Origin of the sequence: Sulfurimonas sp. (assembly GCF_026196735.1) — a bacterium.
Lineage (GTDB): Bacteria > Campylobacterota > Campylobacteria > Campylobacterales > Sulfurimonadaceae > Sulfurimonas.
In genome coordinates, this window is sequence record NZ_JAPHUF010000007.1 from 175,163 (window position 1) to 197,610 (window position 22,448).

Annotated in this window: 21 protein-coding genes; 17 read left to right on the top strand and 4 right to left on the bottom strand. The window is 31.0% G+C overall.

The window, feature by feature from the left end; all coding sequences use genetic code 11:
- Positions 1–5: 5 nt before the first annotated feature.
- From OQK60_RS04165 to OQK60_RS04205, 9 genes are all read left to right on the top strand, one after another.
- Entirely contained in the window at positions 6–1,265 is a 1,260-nt protein-coding gene (locus tag OQK60_RS04165; protein ID WP_297684365.1) for a M18 family aminopeptidase, read from the top strand.
- The gene (locus tag OQK60_RS04170) at positions 1,265–2,248 is read left to right on the top strand and encodes a HAMP domain-containing sensor histidine kinase (protein ID WP_297684367.1); all 984 of its coding nucleotides are present in this window, start codon (positions 1,265–1,267) and stop codon (positions 2,246–2,248) included. The genes OQK60_RS04165 and OQK60_RS04170 overlap by 1 nt, the downstream gene beginning before the upstream one ends.
- Before the next feature lie 58 nt (positions 2,249–2,306).
- Complete coding sequence (locus tag OQK60_RS04175; protein WP_297684369.1) at positions 2,307–2,648, top strand: hypothetical protein; 342 nt, start codon at positions 2,307–2,309, stop codon at positions 2,646–2,648.
- Positions 2,645–2,929, top strand: coding sequence for a hypothetical protein (locus OQK60_RS04180; protein WP_297684371.1), 285 nt, complete (start codon positions 2,645–2,647; stop codon positions 2,927–2,929). The genes OQK60_RS04175 and OQK60_RS04180 overlap by 4 nt, the downstream gene beginning before the upstream one ends.
- A 104-nt stretch (positions 2,930–3,033) precedes the next feature.
- On the top strand, positions 3,034–6,159 hold the full coding sequence (ccsA, locus tag OQK60_RS04185; protein ID WP_297684373.1) for a cytochrome c biogenesis protein CcsA: 3,126 nt from the start codon (positions 3,034–3,036) through the stop codon (positions 6,157–6,159).
- A 9-nt stretch (positions 6,160–6,168) separates the two neighbouring features.
- Positions 6,169–6,867 carry a DUF2461 domain-containing protein gene (locus tag OQK60_RS04190; protein WP_297684375.1) on the top strand — a complete coding sequence of 233 codons (699 nt, stop codon included), beginning with the start codon at positions 6,169–6,171 and terminating at the stop codon, positions 6,865–6,867.
- The gene (hemH, locus tag OQK60_RS04195; RefSeq protein WP_297684377.1) at positions 6,868–7,821 is read left to right on the top strand and encodes a ferrochelatase; all 954 of its coding nucleotides are present in this window, start codon (positions 6,868–6,870) and stop codon (positions 7,819–7,821) included.
- An 8-nt stretch (positions 7,822–7,829) separates the two neighbouring features.
- A complete protein-coding gene (locus OQK60_RS04200; RefSeq protein ID WP_297684380.1) occupies positions 7,830–8,459 on the top strand; it encodes an HAD family hydrolase in 630 nt (209 codons plus the stop codon).
- Positions 8,460–8,502: 43 nt separating this feature from the next.
- The gene (locus OQK60_RS04205) at positions 8,503–9,753 is read left to right on the top strand and encodes a hypothetical protein (protein WP_297684382.1); all 1,251 of its coding nucleotides are present in this window, start codon (positions 8,503–8,505) and stop codon (positions 9,751–9,753) included.
- On the opposite strand, the gene OQK60_RS04210 is transcribed toward OQK60_RS04205, so the two are convergent.
- The gene (locus OQK60_RS04210; protein ID WP_297684384.1) at positions 9,739–10,131 is read right to left on the bottom strand and encodes a hypothetical protein; all 393 of its coding nucleotides are present in this window, start codon (positions 10,129–10,131) and stop codon (positions 9,739–9,741) included. The two genes, OQK60_RS04205 and OQK60_RS04210, sit on opposite strands and share 15 nt — an antisense overlap.
- A gap of 58 nt (positions 10,132–10,189) precedes the next feature.
- Here OQK60_RS04210 and OQK60_RS04215 point away from each other — a divergent pair, with 58 nt between their 5' ends.
- Positions 10,190–10,573 carry a YbgC/FadM family acyl-CoA thioesterase gene (locus OQK60_RS04215; RefSeq protein WP_297684386.1) on the top strand — a complete coding sequence of 128 codons (384 nt, stop codon included), beginning with the start codon at positions 10,190–10,192 and terminating at the stop codon, positions 10,571–10,573.
- Here OQK60_RS04215 and OQK60_RS04220 read toward each other — a convergent pair.
- On the bottom strand, positions 10,553–11,842 hold the full coding sequence (locus OQK60_RS04220) for a hypothetical protein (protein ID WP_297684388.1): 1,290 nt from the start codon (positions 11,840–11,842) through the stop codon (positions 10,553–10,555). The genes OQK60_RS04215 and OQK60_RS04220 overlap by 21 nt on opposite strands.
- Before the next feature lie 283 nt (positions 11,843–12,125).
- Here OQK60_RS04220 and OQK60_RS04225 point away from each other — a divergent pair, with 283 nt between their 5' ends.
- From OQK60_RS04225 to OQK60_RS04245, 5 genes are all read left to right on the top strand, one after another.
- Positions 12,126–13,265 (top strand): DUF4172 domain-containing protein, encoded by a 1,140-nt coding sequence (locus tag OQK60_RS04225; RefSeq protein WP_297684390.1) that lies wholly within the window; start codon positions 12,126–12,128, stop codon positions 13,263–13,265.
- A 2-nt stretch (positions 13,266–13,267) separates the two neighbouring features.
- Positions 13,268–15,499 carry a hypothetical protein gene (locus OQK60_RS04230; RefSeq protein WP_297684392.1) on the top strand — a complete coding sequence of 744 codons (2,232 nt, stop codon included), beginning with the start codon at positions 13,268–13,270 and terminating at the stop codon, positions 15,497–15,499.
- 506 nt (positions 15,500–16,005) lie between these two features.
- The gene (locus OQK60_RS04235; RefSeq protein ID WP_297684394.1) at positions 16,006–16,932 is read left to right on the top strand and encodes a hypothetical protein; all 927 of its coding nucleotides are present in this window, start codon (positions 16,006–16,008) and stop codon (positions 16,930–16,932) included.
- Between the two features lie 31 nt (positions 16,933–16,963).
- A complete protein-coding gene (locus tag OQK60_RS04240) occupies positions 16,964–17,650 on the top strand; it encodes a hypothetical protein (RefSeq protein WP_297684396.1) in 687 nt (228 codons plus the stop codon).
- A gap of 141 nt (positions 17,651–17,791) precedes the next feature.
- On the top strand, positions 17,792–18,013 hold the full coding sequence (locus OQK60_RS04245) for a DNA-binding protein (protein WP_297684398.1): 222 nt from the start codon (positions 17,792–17,794) through the stop codon (positions 18,011–18,013).
- Positions 18,014–18,249: 236 nt separating this feature from the next.
- Here OQK60_RS04245 and OQK60_RS04250 read toward each other — a convergent pair whose 3' ends face one another.
- Complete coding sequence (locus tag OQK60_RS04250) at positions 18,250–18,453, bottom strand: helix-turn-helix domain-containing protein (RefSeq protein ID WP_297684400.1); 204 nt, start codon at positions 18,451–18,453, stop codon at positions 18,250–18,252.
- A gap of 116 nt (positions 18,454–18,569) precedes the next feature.
- Between OQK60_RS04250 and OQK60_RS04255 the strand changes: the two genes are divergently transcribed.
- Positions 18,570–20,516, top strand: a complete 1,947-nt coding sequence (locus OQK60_RS04255) for a DEAD/DEAH box helicase (RefSeq protein ID WP_297684403.1) — start codon at positions 18,570–18,572, stop codon at positions 20,514–20,516.
- A gap of 2 nt (positions 20,517–20,518) precedes the next feature.
- Here OQK60_RS04255 and OQK60_RS04260 read toward each other — a convergent pair whose 3' ends face one another.
- Entirely contained in the window at positions 20,519–20,650 is a 132-nt protein-coding gene (locus OQK60_RS04260; RefSeq protein WP_297684426.1) for a hypothetical protein, read from the bottom strand.
- A gap of 78 nt (positions 20,651–20,728) precedes the next feature.
- Between OQK60_RS04260 and rmuC the strand changes: the two genes are divergently transcribed.
- Complete coding sequence (rmuC, locus tag OQK60_RS04265) at positions 20,729–22,447, top strand: DNA recombination protein RmuC (protein WP_297684428.1); 1,719 nt, start codon at positions 20,729–20,731, stop codon at positions 22,445–22,447.
- Position 22,448: the final 1 nt, after the last annotated feature.

Sequence of the window (22,448 nt, forward strand, 5' to 3'; positions counted from 1 at the left end):
CAGATATGGATAAAAATGATTTTAATGAAGGACTACTTGGCTTTTTAGATGCTTCGCCAACACCTTTTCATGCTACAAACAACATGTCAATGATGTTTAAAAATGCCGGATTTGTTAAACTTGAAGAGTCTGATAAGTGGGAGTTGGAGCATGGCAAAAAATACTTCGTTACTCGCAATGACTCTTCTATAATTGCTTTTACATATCCAAAAAATAAAAACTATGTAATGTTTGGCGCGCACACTGATTCCCCAAATCTTAAACTAAAGCCAAACCCTGTTATAAAAGAGCATGGCGTAGTTAAGTTTGGGGTTGAGCCGTATGGTTCATTGCTTTTAAATCCTTGGTTTGACAGAGACTTGTCACTGGCTGGAAGAGTGTCGTATTTGAACTCTCAAAATGTTGTAAAAGATGCTTTGATTGATACAAAAAAAGCTATTGCAATTATTCCATCACTAGCTATTCATTTGGATGAAAATGCAAATAAAGAGAGAACTGTAAATCAGCAGAGTGACATGTGCCCAATCTTGACAACAAATGAAGAATTTGAATTTGATGAATTTTTAAAATGGCAGCTATCAAAACTTGATATATTAGATGTAAAAAATTTTTATGCAAGCGAACTTAGTTTTTATGATACGCAAAAGGCTTCTTATGTTGGACTAAGCGATGATTTTATAGCAAGTGCAAGACTTGATAATCTTCTAAGTTGTTATACCGGAATGCTTAGCATTTGTAGTATAAGCGATGAAAAACCTATGCTTTTTATCGCTAGTGACCATGAAGAAGTAGGTAGTGCAAGTACGAGCGGGGCTAGTGGAAGTTTTTTAGAAAATACACTAAAGAGAATGTATAGCGATTATGATGAGTATATGAATATGATTAGTACATCTATTATGATAAGTGCAGATAATGCACACGCAATACACCCTAACTATTCAGATAAACATGATAAAAATCATGCTCCGTATATAAACAGAGGCAGCGTAATTAAGGTCAATGCAAATCAACGATATGCTTCAAACTCTAAAACTATTTCAAGGTTTATGAATGTAGCTTCCTCGCTGGATGAGCCTATACAGCAGTTTGTAACAAGAAGTGACATGGGTTGCGGTTCTACTATAGGTCCTCTAACTGCAACAAGATTAGGTATAGATACTTTGGATGTTGGACTCCCGACATATGCGATGCACTCTATAAGAGAGCTTTGCGGCAGTGACGATGCGTACTCTTTGTATAAAATCATTTTAGGTTTTTCTGAGTAATGTCCGGAGTAACAGCTGAGGAGTTAAATCTTTTAATTGAGCAGACTTACAAGGTTGAAAAAGAGTTCAATGAACTAAAGTCATCTTATGCTCATCTTCAAGATACTGTTGAGGAAGTTGTTGAGTTTTTACCAAATGCTATCTGGATTTTAGATGAGGACGGTGATGTTTTTTTACAAAATTCACAGGCAAAATCACTTAGTGAATTACTTGAACTTTTAGAATCAAAAAATAATGATTATGAGGTCAAGTTTAATTCCTCTTCCTACCTTATAAAAAGTTCGTCATACAAAGATAAGATTATGCTCAGTGCAACAGATATTACAGAGCAAAAAAGAAAAGAAAACCTTGCAACGATGGGACAGATGGCGGCGCACCTTTCTCATGAGATTAGAAACCCGATAGGCTCTATATCGCTTTTAAGCTCGACTTTAAAAAAGAGAGTTATCCCTGAAAATGTTTCTATAGTTGAGGAGATACAAAAGTCAGTTTCTCGTATCGAGAGAATTATAAAAGCTACTTTGATGTTCTCTAAAGGTGTTGATGCAAATATGACTCAATTTGAATGGAATGAACTACAAGAAGAGCTAAGCAGCGACATTGGATACTATAGTTACTCTAAAGATATTACATTTATTTTTCCACAGCAGCAATTCACACTATATGCAGACAAAGGTCTATTGGAGATGCTGTTTTCCAACTTTTTAACGAATGCTATAGATGCGATAGAATTGGATGATAACGAAGATGGAGTAGTTGAGATAATCTATGAAACAGATGATAAATATCATATATTTTACATCTATGACAGCGGCATAATGATTGAAAACACTAAAGAGCTGTTTGAGGCCTTTAGAAGTACAAAAGTTAAAGGTAATGGATTGGGGCTTGTTCTATCAAGACAGATTGCTGAGGCACATGGTGGCAGCGTAGAACTTTTAAGCGGAGATAAAAAAGGTTTTGAAATAAAATTAAGTATATAATTTTATTTTGGATGGAATATTTATTGCTGATGTCAAATAAATAACTTTAGGATTAGACATGTTAAATCGTGAAAATAATGTAGTTAATTTACTTGATTTTATTAAAGTTGATAGATTTTATGTAGTTTGTCACTTTAAATGTAGAGTTAAAAACAAAACAGTTGTTTCTACAGTTCCATTTGAGCCTTATGATGGTAAAATAGAAATAAGCTGGAAAGAAATGCTTTTGCATCCTATAAAGTCATATAATAGGTATTATCACACTCCTATAAAAATTTATGGAAGTGACTGCCACGAAACAATAGTTTTAAAGGCTTTTGAGAAGGTTTCAAAGTATTTTGAGTGGAATTCTCAAGAGCAAAAATATATTTATCATTACACAAGGTTAATAAAACAATGAAAAAAGAATTAATAGAAGTACCAAGAGCGACACTGGATTTTTACAAGTATGAAGAAGATGGATTGACTTTTTATGAGTTTAATGTAACAGGTTGTCAGCCGCCAGAACCGATGGTAAATACTTTGTGCGGACTTAGTCTGCTTAAAAGTGATAATGACAGACTTGTCGGTATTTATTTTCATGAGCCGTTTCCTCTGTATGACAGAATACCGTTAACTATTTCTCATGAAGCAAAAGAACTCGAAAATGGTGATTTCAGAATAACTTTTAAAATAGCTTAGTTATATATTTATGAAATTCTAAAATTATATAAAGTGTTTAAGAAATAATTTAACCCTCTATTAGCTAACTTTAACTAGAATATCTTTTTAATTAAGGGATATAAATGAAACAATTTTTTAATATTGTGGGTTCTATGAAAACGATGGCAGTTATGATGCTTATTTTTGCATTTGCCATCGGGTATGCAACATTTGTTGAAAACGACTATGGTACGATTACATCAAAAGCAGATGTTTATAACGCAAGATGGTTTGAAATCCTCCAAGCACTACTTACAATCAATCTTATTTACAATATGATTAAGTATAAAATGTTTAGTATAAAAAAAGCTCCAATCTTTATATTTCACTTATCTTTTATTATTATTGTTATTGGTGCTGCAATAACTCGTTTTATCGGTTTTGAAGGAACCATGCATATTCGCGAAGGTGATACGGCAACAACTATGATAAGTTCAAATACTTACTTTAAAGTTAGTGCAAAAATGGATGATAAAGAAGTTTCATCTTCTGAGATAGTTTACCTGTCTAAAAAAACAACAAACTCTCTAACATCATCTTTAAATGTTAAAGATAAAGATGTACATGTAGAACTTGTTAATTATATTCCAGATGTTATTGAAGCATTAGAAGAGGGAAGTGAAGGTGGATTTGAAGTTCTTGATTTGATGGTAGCAGGTCAAGGTTCAAGTGAGCCGGTGAAGCTGAAAAAAGGCTCTTTTTATGAGAATGAGTCTATAGCGATAGACTTTGGTTCAGGCAAAATGTTTTTAAGACCTGTTATTTCAATATTTGAAGAAGATGGTAAGCTTTTTTTGAAGCATGATATACCATTGAGATTTCTAAAAATGGAAGATAAATCAGATGGCGAAATAGCACCTTCAGAGAAGACTTTCTTAGCTAAGAGAACTCTTTTTGGTGTTAAAGAGAGTAATTTTGTTTTACGCAAACACTACAAAAATGCAAAAACAAAACTTATATCCAATCCAAATGCCTCACCAATGAGACCCGAACAGGATGCTTTAGAGTTTGCTGTTACTGTGGATGGTGTTACAGAAAATGTCATGATTTTTGGACAAGCGGGAAGAATGGCAAAAGAGTCTCATAATGTGATTAACGGAGTAGATGTTCGTATAGCTTATGGTTCAAAAAAATTAACTCTTCCTTTTGGTGTAAAACTGATTGATTTTCAATTAGACAGATACCCTGGTTCAATGTCTCCTGCCTCATATGCTAGTGAAGTTGAACTTGTAGATAATGAGAAAAATATTTATATGCCATATAGAATTTTTATGAATAATATTTTAGAGCATCGCGGATATAGATTTTTTCAGTCTTCGTATGATCAAGATGAAAAAGGAACTATTTTGTCCGTAAACAATGACCCTGGAACACTTCCAACATATATAGGATATTTTCTTCTAGGATTGGGGATGTTTTGGGCACTTTTTTCAAGAGGAAACAGGTTTGCAAAACTCTCTGAAAAAGCAAGAAAAGCCAGCGAAGCTAAAACTCTTGGATTTCTTTTAACTTTAGGTTTACTCTTTAGTGTAACACCGTCTTATGCCGAAAATTTAAATCCGGTAATAAAAACTGTACTCTCTTTTGATAAAGAACATGCCAAAAAGTTTGGTCAGTTGATTATTCAAGATAGCGCAGGTAGAATGAAACCAATGGATACTCTCACGACAGAGATATTGGCAAAAATTCATAGAGCCTCACACATAAGTGTTGGTAGTGAAAAATTGAACCCAAACCAAGTAATACTGGGAATGATGGCAAAACCAGATGCTTATAGAGAACTCAAAATAATTAGAACAAAAGATGAAGAGATAAACAGATTAATTGGCGCAAAAGCTGATGCTAAATATGCTTCATTCTCCCAGTTTTTTGAAGAGCCAGGTTATTTGCGTGGCTATAAACTTGAAGAAGCAGTAAATGAGGCTATAAGAAAAGAACCTAAAAATAGAGATCTCTTTGATAAGGCAGTGTTACAAGTTGACGAGCGTGTAAACATCTCATACTCTGTTTATTCAGGCGATTTGATGAAGCTCTGGCCAAAGCCCAATGATGAAAATAACAAATGGTATCCTACGGTAGAGGCACTTAAAACATTTAGCCCCGATAATATCCTTAAAATAAGAAATATCGCATTTGAATACTTCACAGCTTTAGATGCTGCAACAACAAGTGGAGATTGGAGTGCAGCAGATGTTGCTGTTGAAAAAATTTCTGAATATCAAAAATTTTACGGAGCATCGATTATGCCTTCTGAAGGTAGAATAAAAGCAGAGATGTTCTATAATTATGCAAATATATTTGAGAATATTTATCCTATATATCTTCTGGTGGGTTTTATACTTCTTATTTTTAGTTTTACAAAGATATTGAAACCAAAATTCAACTTATCTATATTTTCAAACATCTCTTTAGGAATCTTAGTTATTCTGTTTATCGCTCATACATTTGGCTTGGGTATTAGATGGTATATATCCGGTCACGCTCCATGGTCAAATGGTTATGAGTCAATGCTTTATATCGCTTGGGCAACAGTTTTAGCAGGCTTTATGTTCTCTAAGCGATCTGCTATGACTATGGCATCGACATCTGTGCTTACAGGTTTAATCCTTTTTGTTGCACATTTAAACTGGATGGATCCTCAAGTTACTAACTTGGTTCCTGTACTTAACTCATACTGGTTAAGTATACATGTATCGGTTATTACGGCAAGTTACGGTTTTCTCGGTCTTGGAGCACTTCTTGGATTTATTGTAGTATTACTCTACATACTTATAAATGATAACAACAAGAGACAGATATCTCTATCTATAAAAGAGCTTAATGCCATAAATGAAATGAGTCTCTTGATAGGCTTGGCACTTCTTACTTTAGGTAACTTTCTTGGTGGTGTTTGGGCAAATGAGTCTTGGGGTAGATATTGGGGCTGGGATCCAAAAGAGACATGGGCACTTGTAACAATTCTTATTTATGCAGTGGTAGTTCACTTGAGATTTATCAAATCAGTTTATAGTGAGTTTAATTTCAGTGTAATATCTTTACTCTCGTTTACATCTGTACTTATGACTTATTTTGGAGTAAACTATTATCTTGCAGGAATGCACTCATATGCAAAAGGTGATCCGGTTCCTGTTCCAGACTTTGTACCTATTACTTATGCAATTTTATTTGTTGTAATCGCGCTTGCATTTAGAAATAGAAAGTTAGTATAAGGTCTAAATTTGGATTTTAAAGGCTTTAGCAAAAAAACTTTACCTTTTTTAGAAGCTATCCGCAAAAACAACAATAAAGAGTGGTTTGAAGCGCACAGAAGTGAGTATGAGAAAGTTATTTTAAACCCTTCACGCACTTTTGTTGTAGAAATGGGTGAACATCTTATGGCGCTTGAGCCGACAATCGACTTTGAGCCAAAGATAAACAAAGCACTCTTTAGAATATACAGAGACACTCGCAGAATGGGTGCAAATAAAGAACCTTTAAAATCAAGAATTGGGATTATTTTCACACAAGGAAAAGGCAGCAGACTTCAAAGATCCTCTTTTTATATGCACTTCTCGCCTGATGAGCTTTTTATATCTGTTGGTGTAAGATGGTTTGAAAAACCTATGTTGAATGCTTATAGAGAGTATATAAACGACTCTCGCAAACGAGAAGAATTAAATAAATTACTTCACAATTTAATGGATAAAGGGTATAGTGTTATTGATAAGGGTTATAAAAGATTTCCTAGAGGTGTAAATGCAGATATGATGTACTCACATCTGTTTTTATACAAAGGTATGGCGACCTACAAGATTTTAGACCCAAAACTTATAGAAGATGGTGAGAAGCTCATTGATACACTTTATAAAATCTATGAAGATATGTTGCCGCTTCAACAAATAGTTTATGATATTAGTTTAAGAGTTAAAGAGGAATAAATGGCAAAAAAAGAAGCTGTAATACTGCTAAATATGGGCGGACCAAACAATCTTGAAGAGGTTGAAGTCTTTTTAAAAAATATGTTCAATGATAAAAATATTTTGACTATGAAAAGTGACCTGCTTAGAAAAATTGTTGGAGGCCTGATAGTTTTTAATAGAACAGAAAGTTCACAAGAAATATATCGTCAACTTGGTGGAAAATCACCAATTGTAGGACATACAAAATCTTTGGTAAAAAAACTTCAAGATAAGTTGGGTGATGATGTCATAGTTGATTTTGTTATGAGATATACACCGCCGTTTGCTCCAGAAGTCATAGAAAAACTCAACAAAGAAAAAGTCGAGAAGATTTATCTGATTCCGCTTTATCCGCAGTTTTCAACAACAACAACAAAATCATCACTTGAAGATTTTGAAGAGCATTATCACACAATGGGCGGCGATGCAATTCTTGTGGAAGTTAAACATTTTTTTCAAAATAATACTTACAACAAAGCAATCATACAGAGAATAAAAGAGAGAATCGGAGATACTGAGTATCAAGATTTTGACATTATATTTTCTGCTCATGGACTTCCTCAAAAGATAGTTGACGCTGGAGATGTTTACCAACGACATGTAGAAAAACATGTAGATATACTAAAAGATATGCTAAAAGAGCAAAAGATGGATTTTCGTGAAGTACACTTGGCATATCAGTCAAAAGTAGGGCCGATGGAGTGGCTAAAGCCATCATTGGACGATAAGCTTAGCAGCGTTAGAAATAGAGGTGTTATAATTTTTCCATTAGCATTTACAATAGATAACTCTGAAACAGATTTCGAGCTAGAGATAGAGTACAGAGAAATAGCAGAGGAACAGGGTTTTAAGGATTACAGGGTGTGTAGATGTCCAAATGACAGTGAGCTTTTTGTTGATGCGCTTTGTGAGATATATGAGAAGATGAAATAGGCCATATAGTGAAAGTTGTTATATTTGATATGGACGGTACTCTTTTAGATTCCAAAAAAGATTTGACTATATCTGTTAATCATGTGCGAAAACATCACTACAATCTTGCACCACTCAGCGAAGAGTTCATTGTAGAAGCAATAAATATGAAAGTTAGAAACCTTTCACAGCTTTTTTATGAAACAGATGTTTATCATGACAAAGATAGAGAACTGTTTGAGATTCACTATGCAATGCAGTGTGTACAAAATCCGTATCTTTATGATGGAGTAAGAGAGACACTTAACAAACTGGTTGTAGCAGATGTTAAAATTTCAGTGGCTACAAATGCCCCGACACCATTTGCAAAAAGAATGCTAAAACACTTAGAAGTCGACCATCTGTTTGATGTCATTATCGGTGCTGATAAAGTACAAGAGTCAAAGCCAAGTCCTGAAATGTTAAATAAAATATTAGAACATTACAAGTTTGATAAAAACAGCCATAGAGCGTGGATGGTCGGCGATAATATAAAAGACATGTTAAGCGCTCAAAGTGCCGGTATAGACTCTATGTTTGCAACATGGGGATTTAGTCCAAATAGCGATGATAAAGTTGTTATAAGAAGGCCTAGTGAAATACTAGATATTGTTTTGTAGGTTATTATGATAGAATATCTGTAAATAAATTTAAGGACTTGATGTGTTTGATGGTGATTTGTTAATTGCTTTTGCATTTATGGTTATATTATTTTTAAGACAGATTTCTATTATAAAAGAACCTAACAAGATTAACTATGCACCCTTGATGATTGGTATTGGTGTTACTAGTAGTGTTGTTCATTTTATTATTCATCCGGAGATTAATGACTTGCTCCTTATTTTAAGGGAGAGCTTTTTCCCTCTCTTGGTTTCAATCCTTTTATATATCGTTATGAATATACTTCATCAGACTCAACAAACACAACAAGCTAAAACTCAACATGAATTTACAAAATTATTAATTGATCAAATAACACAGTTAAAAGAATTTACATCAGAGTTAGAAAAAAAGATGATTCAAAATCAAAATGATGATAAAAAAGCTCAAGAAGAGATAAGAGAAAAGTTTAAACATGATATCAAAGCATTGGAAAAAATTCATCAAAATCAAGATAAATTTCTAGAAAAATTTGATGAAATGCAACTGTGGCACAGTGATGTAACAAATACATTTGAAAATTTCACTAAAGTTCAACTTCCATCACTAGACGATGTTGTACATAAGCATATAGATATTTTAAGAATTGAAGAACAAGACCACTTCAACAAAGTCAAGGCAACGCTGGCAAAAGCCGTACAGAGCAGAGGTGATATAATAGAAGAGATTGATGAGCTCAAAGAGAGTTTGAAAAATATGAGCAATATATCAAAAAATATAGCAAATGAAATTACAAAAACAACATTGCAGCAACTCTCTGAAATCACTAAACCTTATGAAAAACAAGTTGTATCGCTTAAAACACATACTGAAGGCGTTAATACATCTTTATATGAGAGCGAAAACAGACTAAACGGCATAAAAGAGCAGAGTGAGATGATAATGAAACAGATGATTCTTTCATCGAACAAAATGAGTGAACTCAAAGATCAAAATAGCGGTTTACATGATATATATGCAACTATGAAAGAAGTGATGAGCGACATAGAGGTTATAAAGTCTGAATATGTTAAATCACAGGCACAGCTTAGTATGATTATTAAAGATTTCAAAGATTCTAAAGATCAAGAAATAGACAACATAAAAGAGCAGATGGAATCATTGATTGTTGCACTGACAACGAAGATAGACAACTCTTTAGAAAAACTTCATAAACATTATCATATAGCAAATGAAGATATATCAAAAAGTGTACAGTTTTTGGCTAAACAAGCGCAGATTAAAAGTAGTTATTCAGACCTAGATAAGAGCTAAAACAATAAGCGGTGGATAAAATAATAAACCAAGATATGGTAAAAAACTATTCATAGGAGCTAAAAGAACAAGACTCAGATCTTGAGACAGCTTCCTTTTTGTGAATACTTGCTCTATGAGAAGTATTTTTGTAACCACATCAGCTGTTTTTATAAAAAGTAAAATTCCTGCATAAAAATTATAGTTGCTCAATATAAAAAAACCTATGCTGAAGTAAAAAGTCGGCTGCATAACTAAAAATAGAAAAATACTTTTAGAGTAGTACTTATGCATGCGGATTATCATACCCATAATACTAGGTGCTTTTTGCCAAGTAACTTCATAAAACTCAAGAAAAACAAAAAGAAGTATGTAGTTTAAAACTAAATCATTTATCATAGATTAGATTCTACAATAAATATTTAGATAAAATGATAAAAATTATAAAGGTTCCAATTTGAATATACGAGTATATTATGAAGATACAGATACCGGAGGAGTTGTTTATCATTCAAACTATCTAAATTTTTGTGAAAGAGCTAGAAGCGATGCATTTTTTGAGCGTGGATTAAGTCCGGTTTTAAGTAGTGGTCATTTTGTAGCCAGAAAGCTTGAAGCAGACTTTTTTTCATCTGCAAAACTTGGAGATATGCTTGAAGTTGAAACAAAATTAATAGATATGAGAGCAGCTTCGTTTAGATTGTCGCAAATCATTTTTAAAGATGCCAAGAAGGTATTTGAGTTAAATATTACTTTGGCTTACATAACTTTTGAAGGAAAGCCTCAAAAAATCAGCAGTGATGTCAAAGAGCTTATAAAATCAATCTTCGCTGCTGGATGATGCATATGGTATAAATCTTGATAAAGATGGCTGTATGAGCTTTATAGGATACATCATCTGGTTATCTACTACTTCAATATCATACTCTCTGTCTTGTCCGCTTATATGATGGAAAAAATAATCAATACCAACGGTAGTAGTATAGTTTATCCAGTCAAAAACTATATCGTTTCCTAGAAGTGAATTTGTTTCTATCAATACATCTTTATTGTGGGTAATCGAGTTTGCAATAATCATGTTTTTTCTGTCGTGGTATTGAGTCATAGATAATATGAGAGGATTATAGTTTGTTTGGGTTGATAAAATATTTGTTGCATTTGTGTCATAGAGCGTTAGTTGAGACATAATCATACCACTTTTTATAATTGGTGTATTTATCATGAATGAGCCCATATTTATATCTTGATTCTCTTTTAACTGTTTTTCAAGATTTGTTTTTCTTTTTGGTATTGAAAATTTAACAACAGTTCTGTTGTTGTCTAAAAGTTCTGGTGTAGTTTTAACTTCTTCTATAACATTATTTACGAGTGTAGTGTTTACATCAACAAACTTTTTATTTTTAAATTCTTCTTCTTGATAATCTGATAGTTTTTTTCCTATATTTGACTTATCGTAAAATATCACTAAAGGTGATTCGGCTTCATTTAAGAGCAAATCACTTTGTGCACGATAGTCAATACCGCCAAAGTATAAATTTTGAGATGTAGTGTTTGCATCTTTTTTATTAATTGTTGGGAAAAAGATATTTAGTTCAGGTTTGATAATTGACATTGTGTCAGAGCCTGATTGAGTTAATGGAGCTATAACATAATAAAAACCGTCGTCTTGTATTTTTTTGATTGCATTTAAAATATCTTCATGGCTCTCAGTCTCTATTTTATAGCTTTTAAGCTCAAAAGGAAGGTTCTTTGCAATAAGGTATGCAAATGCGGCATTTGTTGTGGAAGCTGAGTATCTGCCTATTATTTTATATGGTAAAAGTAGGGCGATACGAAGTTTTTTGCTTATTATTCTAGATTTTAAATTTAAGGCGAATGCATACTCTTGTCTTGCAAGTTCAAGTTCTTCATCATCTAGTTGAGAGTAGCTATGAGCTAAAAAAGAGAATATTTGACCATTTTCTAGATACTCTTTTAAACAATCCTCATCACACGGGTAAGGGTCTAGATTTAATATTTTCGTATTTGGAAGCGGAATGTTTGATATTAAGAAACTCTGCGCAAACAGGGCAAATGGAAATAGCAAAGTAATATAAAATATTTTTTTCATATGCAACTCTTTATAGTTTTTTGTAAATCTTATTAAAGCACCTATTTCTAGTGCTTATTGGATATATTATATCCCTACTATATTATATTTTTTTATCATAGAGTAGGGATTTATTTATAATGTATATTATATCTGATGGAATTTAATATGAGTATAAATAGTTGAGACTATTAAAAAGTATTTTAAAATAGATATGCAAGAATTACTAATGATACTATTATAAGTAATAATAGACTCATATTATGATACTATTATAGTGAATATTCGACTCAAAAGGTAAATTATGGATAATACAATTATAAAATGGATATGGCAACATAAAGATTATCCGCATTTTAAATATGATAAAACAAAACTTTCAACACTTATAAGCGAAATAGATTATCAAAGAGGTATACTCGATGGCATGTCTAAACTTTTTAGCCAAGATGATATTAGAGATATAGAGATAGAGACTTTAACAGATGAAGCAATAAATACATCTTTAATAGAGGGTGAAATATTTAAAAGGGAAAGTGTACACTCATCATTTAGAAAGAAACTTGATAAAGACTTTGATGGAAGAAGTGATAAGTATTCAACAGCTGCAACAGATTCTCTTGTAGAGATACTTTTAGACTGTAGTTTAAATAAAGACCCTCTGACACTAGATAGGCTTCATGGTTGGCATAACTGCCTCTTTGAAAATAGATATAGTAAGTTAGATCGAATTAATATTGCTCAATTTAGAACTCATGATGACATGGAAGTAGTCTCTGGCGCAATAGGATATGAAAAAGTACATTATAAAGCTGTACCATTATCAAGTATGGATGAAGATATTGAAAACTTTCTAGAATATTGTAATAGCAGTGATGAAAATATTTATATTAAGTCTGCAATAGCTCATCTTTGGTTTGTATCTATCCACCCTTATGATGATGGAAATGGAAGGATATCAAGAGCAATAACTGATTCCATTTTATCTAAACAGACACTTCATACAGAGTTTAAACTCTATTCCATTTCAACCGCTATTAATAGTGACAGAAAATCTTATTATGATGTATTAGATAAAACTACAAACCTCTTTAAAAATAGAAATTTTGACATAACTTTATGGTTAGACTGGCATCTGAATACTTTAAAAAGTGCAATGATAGATGCATTGAAAAATATTGAATATCTTGTAGAAAAAACAAAATTTTGGGATTTTCATAGGAAGCAATCTCTAAATGAAAGGCAGATAAAAGTTTTAAATAAAATACTTGATATGGGTGCAGAAAACTTTGAAGGCGGTATCAATACAAAAAAATATATATCACTCACTAAGGTTAGTAAGGCTACAGCAGTAAGAGATATTAATCAGCTGCTAGAATTTGACTGTATTGTGCAAATAGAAGGAACTCAAGGTAGAAATGTTAGATATAGAGTGAATATCTAAAAATGAATATAGTAGAAATTGGTAAGTATATAAATATAAAATTGGCATTAGAATTAGATCATCTTCCTAGAAGTAAAGAGGAAGCAAATGAATATTTTGAATTGGCAGAATATATGAGTGAAGTATATAAGAAAAATAATGGTATGACTTCTAAAAATCAAATTTATTTCGAAGAACAGAAAAAGTTAATTTATAAAAAGTACTATGATTCAAAGGATAATCTAATGAAAGAAAAACAAACTAGTCAACAAGTGGATCTTAATACCGACAACTATAATGCTACTAGCATATATATATTTGAGGAATATTTAGAAAAAACAAAAGATAGATATGAAAAGAAAATTGATAGTTTTTTGCTTAATGAAGATGTAAATAATTTTCAAAAAAATTATCAAATAATGAAAAATAATCAAGAATGGTCAGAAATCTTTTATTGGCAAAATTTAGTATTAGATATTTTGAATGAATGGAATAGCTTATGGTTTGATACCAGAATTAATAAGTATTGTTTTCGTTCAAAAATTGGTGGCATTACAATATATAAAAATAAAGATCAGATAAGTGAATTATTAACTAGAGCACTGAAAGAACAAATAATAAACTATTTAAACCAAAACAATAGTGGTTTTTTCTCTAGTTATGCGATAGAAATTGTATTAGTCTATAGGCTTAAAGGTATAAAAAAACAGCAACTAAATGCAAATGAAAAAGCATCAAATGTGATAAAAATATTGCTTTTTGAAAATGCCATTTCTTCAATTGATGATGATAGGTTTGAGATTCAATCTCCCTTAGAATTTATGAAAGGTAATAATGATTTATTTTATACACGAAATAGATTTATATCTACAAAATATCTGAAGAAAAGGTTTGAAAATGGAGGTCTTAATTACAACTATTCAAGCATTATTCAAGAAATGTTTATCAAAAATGATGATAATTATCTTTATGAGAAAAATAAACAAAACTCAGAGATAGTAACTGATTGTAAAGGTAATTCCTTTATTACACAATTTATCTTTTACCTTGTGGATGAAGATTGTCATTTATATTATTATGTAATGAATTGGTTAGCTTGTTTTTTCAATAGTTTAGAAAAAAGTGGCACGGCTTTAGTATTACTGGGTGACCAAGAAGTAATTCAAAATATTCTTTGGGATAAAATCATAAAAGAGATTTTTGGATTACAGCACTGTATTAGTATTAATGATGAGGAATGTGTAACTGCCTCATCTTTTGAGATAGCGAAAGATAAACTATTTTTTCATATTGCTGATATTACAAATCCTGCTACAAAATTTGATGATGAAACATTATATAAATTAGTGAAAGATTTGTTGACTAAGCCATCAATATCTAAAGTAAATGAAAATAATGAGATAGATGATGTTACTGTGCATGGTCAAATGATTATTACAGCTAAAAATCCTTTTCCATATATAAAAAGAGCAATGTCAAAATGTACAATAATTAAAGTCAATGATATGGATACAATTATAGAAAAACTAGGAATACCTGATGAACTTATACTTGAGGATAAAATACAAAAAGACTTAGATAATTTTGCTGATATATTACGATCGTTTCAAGGAAATAATAGCCTTCCTCAATATGCACTAGATACAGAAGATAGAGGAACTATCAAAAATAATAAATCCTCTAATATAGATAAGGAAGACATTGATAATAAGATTGATGATTTTATTCAAGCGATTAAAGATCAAGATTTAAAGTATTTTGAAAAAGTTAAAGATATTGATGATGATGAAATCTATGAACACCTGCAAATTGTTTGTAATAAACATAAAGGTTATTTTATTGGGCGAGATCTTCTTGATTATTATAATGCAATACATGAGCAAAAATTTACAAATAAAAAACAACTTATGGATAAGCTAAAAGATAAAGATGATATGTTTAATCAAGAAACTAAGACACTAAAAATTTTAGATAAAGATCAAAAAGAGGAAGTTTTATTTCAAGCTTACCAAACATCAAAAGAAACAAAAAATAAAGAATTATATAAAATCACAGACTATAAAATGGCTAAAGATATAAAAATTCCTTATGGAGCTACTGTTATTTCTAGTCAAGAAAAACTTGAAAAATTTGCTTGTGAAGATATGGAAGATAGAGATGATTGTATTAAAAGAACAGAAGAATATAGAGTGAAAGAAAAAGAAAGAAAAGCTAAAGAAAAAGAAAGAAAAGCTAAAGAAAAAGAGCAGAAATAGCTTTTTTTCATATCTCAGTTATACTCTCAGGCCTTCTCAATACCATTCTCAAGGGCATCTCATGCTAATTCTCAGACAAATATGTTATAAAAATTACTAGAACTACCTTTAGCATTATGTAGGGGTATAGCTATAGGAAATTTTCATTCCATCTATAAGTAATAAAGAAATCGTAAAATACTCTAGCCACTTCTATTTTAATATTCCTCTCCTATAATAAAAACCAAAATGTGGACATCATGATAATATCTTCACATGAATAAGCAAAACTATGGAACAAAGATAAAATAATTTTTTACTGTTATCTATAAGTTGAAAAGAAATAAATTTAAGAATAACAACAATAATTCAAACTCCCTGTAAACTAGTAAAAACTTAACAAGAGTATAGTTAGGTCTTTTATAATTAATATATTATTTATATAACTAGTAATAATTGTCTATCAATGGGAGTACAGTTATAGTTGTTATTTATATTTATTTCATTAACTAAAAAGGTAGATGATAATGGAAGCAATAACAAATATAGATACTATAAAAATACAAATTGATAGAGATGATCCTTTAGATCAATTTCAAGTTTTAAATGGACTTGTGGAGGTAATAGGAAAACTTGAATCAATATTTATTAGATTTATAGATAAGCCAATAGGAATGGGAAGAATCTATAGAGAGCATTTTGTTTTCTACAAAGGGAAGAAGATAGCTGGTATTACTACTGGTAGTTGTAGCGTAGGAAGTATAAGAACTAATGACCTAAGACGAGTTTGGTTTATAGCGATAGAGTATGATGGTTTATTTCGCTTTCATGATATGGATAGAGGTTCTTTAGCCTGCCTATTAGAAGTATGTATCTATTTGAATACGAGAGCTATCCCATTAAGAATTACTGCTCTTGATATATGCTTAGACCTCATAGGAGCTAAACCTAGTGAAGTGCTAGTGTTAGTAATAGAAAGACTTAAGAGAATCAAGTATCATTGGGTTACAGGTTGTCCAACATATGAAAATACTACATATGTGGAAATACAATCTTTTAACATGCTATCTCAAGCATATTCTTACCCCAAACAGATAAAAGATAAGTGGATAAAAGAAGATATCGTTCGTTTCGAATGTAAGTTCTACCAATCATTCTTCAGAAAGCATGAAAATAGTATAAAGGCAATAGCACGTACTATAAATAATTATGCTGTTTTGTATATTGAAAATCCTATAGTCAGAAGCTCAATCATTACACAATATAATAAGCAATCAATAGACCTTACAGCAAAGCCTATAGAACGATACAGGCTTAACATTGATATGGATTATGTAGAAGAGTTTATTAGCATGCTGATGACAATCGATGAAGTGTTTACCTATGATTTAGTTGCTCCTGCAAGAGATAGGGTAAAGCCAACTAATGAAACTTTTTTCAAAGCAAGTATATAAATGATAGAAATTAATATTAAAAGGATTAAAAATGTCAGTTAGTGAAAAAAGAGGACTATGTTTGAACAGTTTCTCTATGATAGTAGAGACAAAAGATAAAATTAAGAGAGAGCGTGTGTTAAAGCATCTTCCACATAGATTAACTATGTTTCCGGTAAGTATTTCAAGTATGGTATCTGAAATAAATGAGGAGAATCAAACGGTTCACAGAAGCAAAGAGAGAATAAGGTTAATAGAGTTAGAAGATAATAAACTGCATATTCAATGCGAAGAGTACAATATCTTTATAGCAGTATGTGCTTTCTTAAATGATTGGAAGATTGACTATGAGCTAGATAGGAAAGAGAAGGTGCCCGTTGAGTACACTTTTGAGTATGCTTTAAGTGATCTTGTCAGTATATCTACACATGAACCTGTACAGCTCATAAACGACAGCATAGATGCCATAAAAATTGTATTTGTATTTGATAGTAACTGCATTAGCAGTGGCTTAGTTGAAACTAATGCGATTATAGATTATGTTGCATCCATTGAAGCTATTCAATATGATATTGATGATGGAGATGACATCACTCTTTATGAGATTGTAAAAAGTGATATTAGCAAAATTGAGTTTACACCTTTTGCACTAAATGCAGTAGAGGATACACTTCAGAGAATTAAAAATAGATATAAAGAGATTAATGATGATAATCTTGATGAGTACATAGAAGATTAGCACTACTAGTAAAGTTATATTTTTTTATACAACATGCTTAATTGAGAGAATATGTAGCACTTGAATTATTGAAAACATTCAAGAAGAAAAAATAATGATATTGCATATATTCTTATTATAATCATACAGCAGGAACACTAAATGAAATTAATAAATTTTGAAGAACTTATACCATCTGGAGTCTTATTTTCCATTAAAGATATTAATAATATGGGAATTATAAAGAGCGATATGTTACGCAAGTTGATTTATAATCGTGCTATTACCGTAGTTAAGATTGGCTCAAAAAATTTTATAGCTAGAGACACCTTGATTTCTTACTTAGAAGCTAATACGGTACCTGCTGAACTAGACATGCACTAATTAAAGGTACAACAATAAATTAATAAATATAAAGACATTCATAATAAAACTGCCATATTACAAGAAACATTCTGAACTATTTAAATACTCTCACAAATAAACAAAAACAACATTACACATTTTCTTATTAAAAGTAGCGATAGCTCAACTGAAAAGAACGCTCTAGTATAGCTTATTAGGCTATGCTAGAGGGAGTATTATATACTTTTATAAAAAGAATTTAGTAACAATACTAATTAAGCCTCATACAGAAAACGAGCTATCTCATCAATAGAAAACATGATTTGACCTAAAATTTTCTTAGAGCTTAATTGCCCCATTTGTCTTAATCTATCAATTGTTGCTTCACTCACATTTAGTTCTTTAGCAGTCTCTTTTTTGCTAAGTAACATTTTATTGTGATTTTCTCTAATCATAGTTAAATAATCAAGTTGTGACATGGTTAATCCTTCTACTTTTTATTAATATATAAGAAGAATTATATACGAATAATATTTTTAAACAACCTACATCAATGATAGAAGTATTAAAAAAATAAAGTTAAAAGGGATACGAAATGAAAAATTTAGAAGAGCTTGAAGCAGAGAAGAAATCAGCTTCTCAAAAAGATACTGTTGAGGTGATTCTAAGACCTTATCAAAATAGTATTATTAAAAGTGTTAAAGAATCTCAAGGTTCAGTACTGATTGAAGCACCAACTGGGTCTGGAAAGAGTGTAGTAGCGTCTGAAATAGCAAAAAATGAGATACTAAAGGGTGGTAAAGTACTTATAGTTGCTCCAAAGATTATTCTTTTAGAGCAATTACAAGAGACTTTTCACAAGTTAGACCCTCAAATTATTCACGGAAAAAGAAATTATGATGAAACCCATTCAGTTTTTATTTCAACACTACAAACAGCTCATAAGCATAAGTTAGGATTTGAGCCTACTATGATAATGGTAGATGAAGTTCATTTTGGGTTTAGTGGTAAGATGATTGCAAAACTTTTAAAAGGTTTTACAGGTAGGTTGATTGGACTATCCGCAACTCCATATGACCAAAACTCTAAGCTTATTGAAGGATTTGATACCCACATTAATGAGTTTGATTTAAAATATATGCTTAAAAATAAATATTTAGTACGACCAAAATGTTATGCACCAGTAAAAGTGGACTTGTCTAATATTAAAGTTCAAGCTGGAGACTATAATCAATCTGAATTAGATAAAGCATTTAACAACTTTGAAAGTATTACTCAACTAGTAGAAAACACTAAAGGTCTTATAGAAAATCAAAAATCTACTTTAACTTTTTGTATAAACATTTCCCATGCTAATGCCGTTGCTACTGCTTTTAATGACGCTGGTATACCTACAAAAGCAATTCACTCAAAACTCTCAAAAGAAGAGCAAAACAGTATTATGAAAGAGTACAAAAGTGGTAAGGTTAAAATGTTGGCAAACCCTATGATGTTAACGACAGGATTTGATGATCCAGCAACAGACTGTATAGTCTTAGCCCGAGCTACTAAAAGTCAAAATTTATATCGTCAAATGGTAGGTCGAGGACTTCGTCTTTTTGAGAATAAAACACATGCAAAAATTATCGACTGTGCAGGAGTAGTAGATAATTTAGGATTACCAACTGAATCTCAAAAAATAGATGATAAGCCACTCTCAAAACATATGACATGTTGTTCATCTTGTAAAAGTACAGATATTTATAAAGGAAAAGATGAAAATGGAAATCTTGTACGAATCTGTGCAGATTGTGGTAATTCTGAAGAAGTGAAGCGGCAAGGGTGTGAGTGCAAGTCATGTGGTCTGGTAAATGACTCAAGTGCAAGATTTATTACAAAGAATAAATCTCTTTATCTTGAATGTACAGATTGTAGCCATCACACCCTAATAAGTAGTATATCGCGAACTAAAGAGTTAGGTGAAGTATTTAGTGAAAATAAGATAAAAGAACTCCAAGAGAAGTATGCTATTGGTTATATTAGACATCTTTATTATGAGCAAAGATCAATTGATCTTCCTTTTGGAGAAGATGTTTCTAGGCATATTCGTGCTTTTCTAATATATATATCAGAAAATCCATCTGATTTTGTACATCTTAAAAGTATAGATAATATCAGAAATAATTATAAACCTTTTTATACTTCAAGAATCGATGATTTAGAGGCGACAGGTTCATGGAGTTGGGAAAGAGATGGTCGTCTATTTAGTTTAGAATTTGAAGCAAAACTTTTTGGTACAAATACTGGAGATATTAAACAACAATTGAATGTTATTCAAGATCCCGTGGAAGCATTAAAATTGATTAATCGTCTATTAAGTTCTAAAGGTAAAGTAACCCTATCTGAAGAACAGACGCGAACACTTCTGCTCCAACTTAAAATGACAAATATGGAACATGCTGAAGTGATGTGTACAAAGCGTTTAAAGGACATTTACCATAACAATGAATCTATAGGAGATATTTTAAAATTTATACCCATGATGGAGAGTGTTATGAATTGAAGCTATGAGTAGTTTAAACTACTCATAGCTTCATGTTCACCTTTTTTTATTAGCTGTTTATAATTTACTACTTCATCATATTTTGATATATATTTTGCCTTAATATTTATACTACTTGTAGTTATTACATTCATAATAAATTCTTTATCTACTGTACGAAATAAATAATATGCTATTATAAGATATTAAAAATTGTTTACTAGGGTAAAGTTATGAATGAAATCTTAAGTTTTGCTATTATCGCTGTTGTAGGGCTATTTAGTGTTAGTGTTTATCTGTATAGACAAAATGGTAAAAAAATAGAAGCTATTGATGAACTTAAAAATGATTTAGATAACAATAATGAGTTACTAAATACTAAAAATATAGAACTAGCAACTTATAAAGAAAAGCTTACACAGCTTGATCCTTCATTACAAAAAATAAAAGATTTTGAAATATTAATAAATGAAAAACAAATTGAACTTTCAAATACAAAAGAGGAGTCTTCTAAGTATAAAACTTCACTTGATGAACAAAAAGAAAAATATACTGATTTTAAAATAACTAGTGATAAAAGACTTGATGAATTAAAAGAAGAACTGCAACAACAAAAGGTACAAATATCTAAATACAATGATGAAATAAAACATGATAAAGCCTTGATCTCTGAGCTAGAAACAAAGGTGCTAGAAGAGAAAAAAAGTAGTGAGAAGCTTTCTCGTGCAAAAGAGATCTACATAACGGAACTAAAACAATCCCTTGAAACTTTAGAAGCTGATAAAAAAGAACTACAAACTCAAGTAAACCAAGACAAAGCTACAGTATCACAACTTCAAACACAACGAGAAGAACAAAACAAAGCAATGGAAGAAAAAGTAAAGCTGCTACAAAATAGTGAAGCAAAATTAAAAACAGAGTTTGAAAATTTAGCAAATAAAATATTTGATAGTAATAGTAAAAAATTTACTCAGCAAAATCAAGAGAGCTTAGGACTTATACTGAATCCTATGAAACAACAGTTAACAGACTTTAAAAAGAAAGTTGAAGATGTATATGATAAAGAGGCTAAGGATAGAAGTGCATTATCAGCCGAATTAAAAATGCTAAAAGAGTTAAACCAAAAGATGACTACAGAAGCTCACAACCTTACCAATGCATTAAAACATGACAATAAAACACAAGGTGGCTGGGGCGAAATGGTACTTGATAAAGTTCTTGAAAGTTCAGGACTTAGAGAGGGGCATGAGTTTACAAAGCAAGTTTCATTAAGAGATGATGAAGACAAGTTATTTAAACCAGATGTAGTAGTTAACTTACCAGATAATAGGCATATTATTATAGATGCAAAAACATCACTTACTGCATATAACGAATATAGGGCAGAAGCAGATGATAATTTAAAACTTATACATTTGAAAAATCATATTAAATCTGTAAAAGACCATATAAAAGGACTGAGTAATAAAAAATATGAAGACCTTAAAAATGTAAATAGTTTAGACTTTATATTTATGTTTTTACCTATAGAAAGTGCTTTACTTCTTGCCCTTGAAAATGATGTAAACCTATATGATGAAGCATTTAAACAAAAGATTATATTGGTTAGTCCTACTACTTTACTTGTAGCCCTTAGAGCCGTTGAAAATACTTGGCGATACGAAAGACAAGCTCAAAACATAGCTGATGTATATAAACGAGCTGAAGAGTTATATAAAAAGTTTACTGGTTTTGTAGATGATCTAAAAAAGGTAGATAAAGGACTTGAGAGTGCAAGAACTAATTATGATGAAGCATTTAAAAAGTTAAGTGGTGGTAGAGGTAACCTCATAACCCAAGTAACAATGCTTAAAAAAGTATCAAATATCAAACCTAAAAAAGAGTTAGATAGTGCTTTGGTTGAAGGGGCTATGATGGATGGTTTGGAAGATCAAAAAGAGATAGGGGAATAAT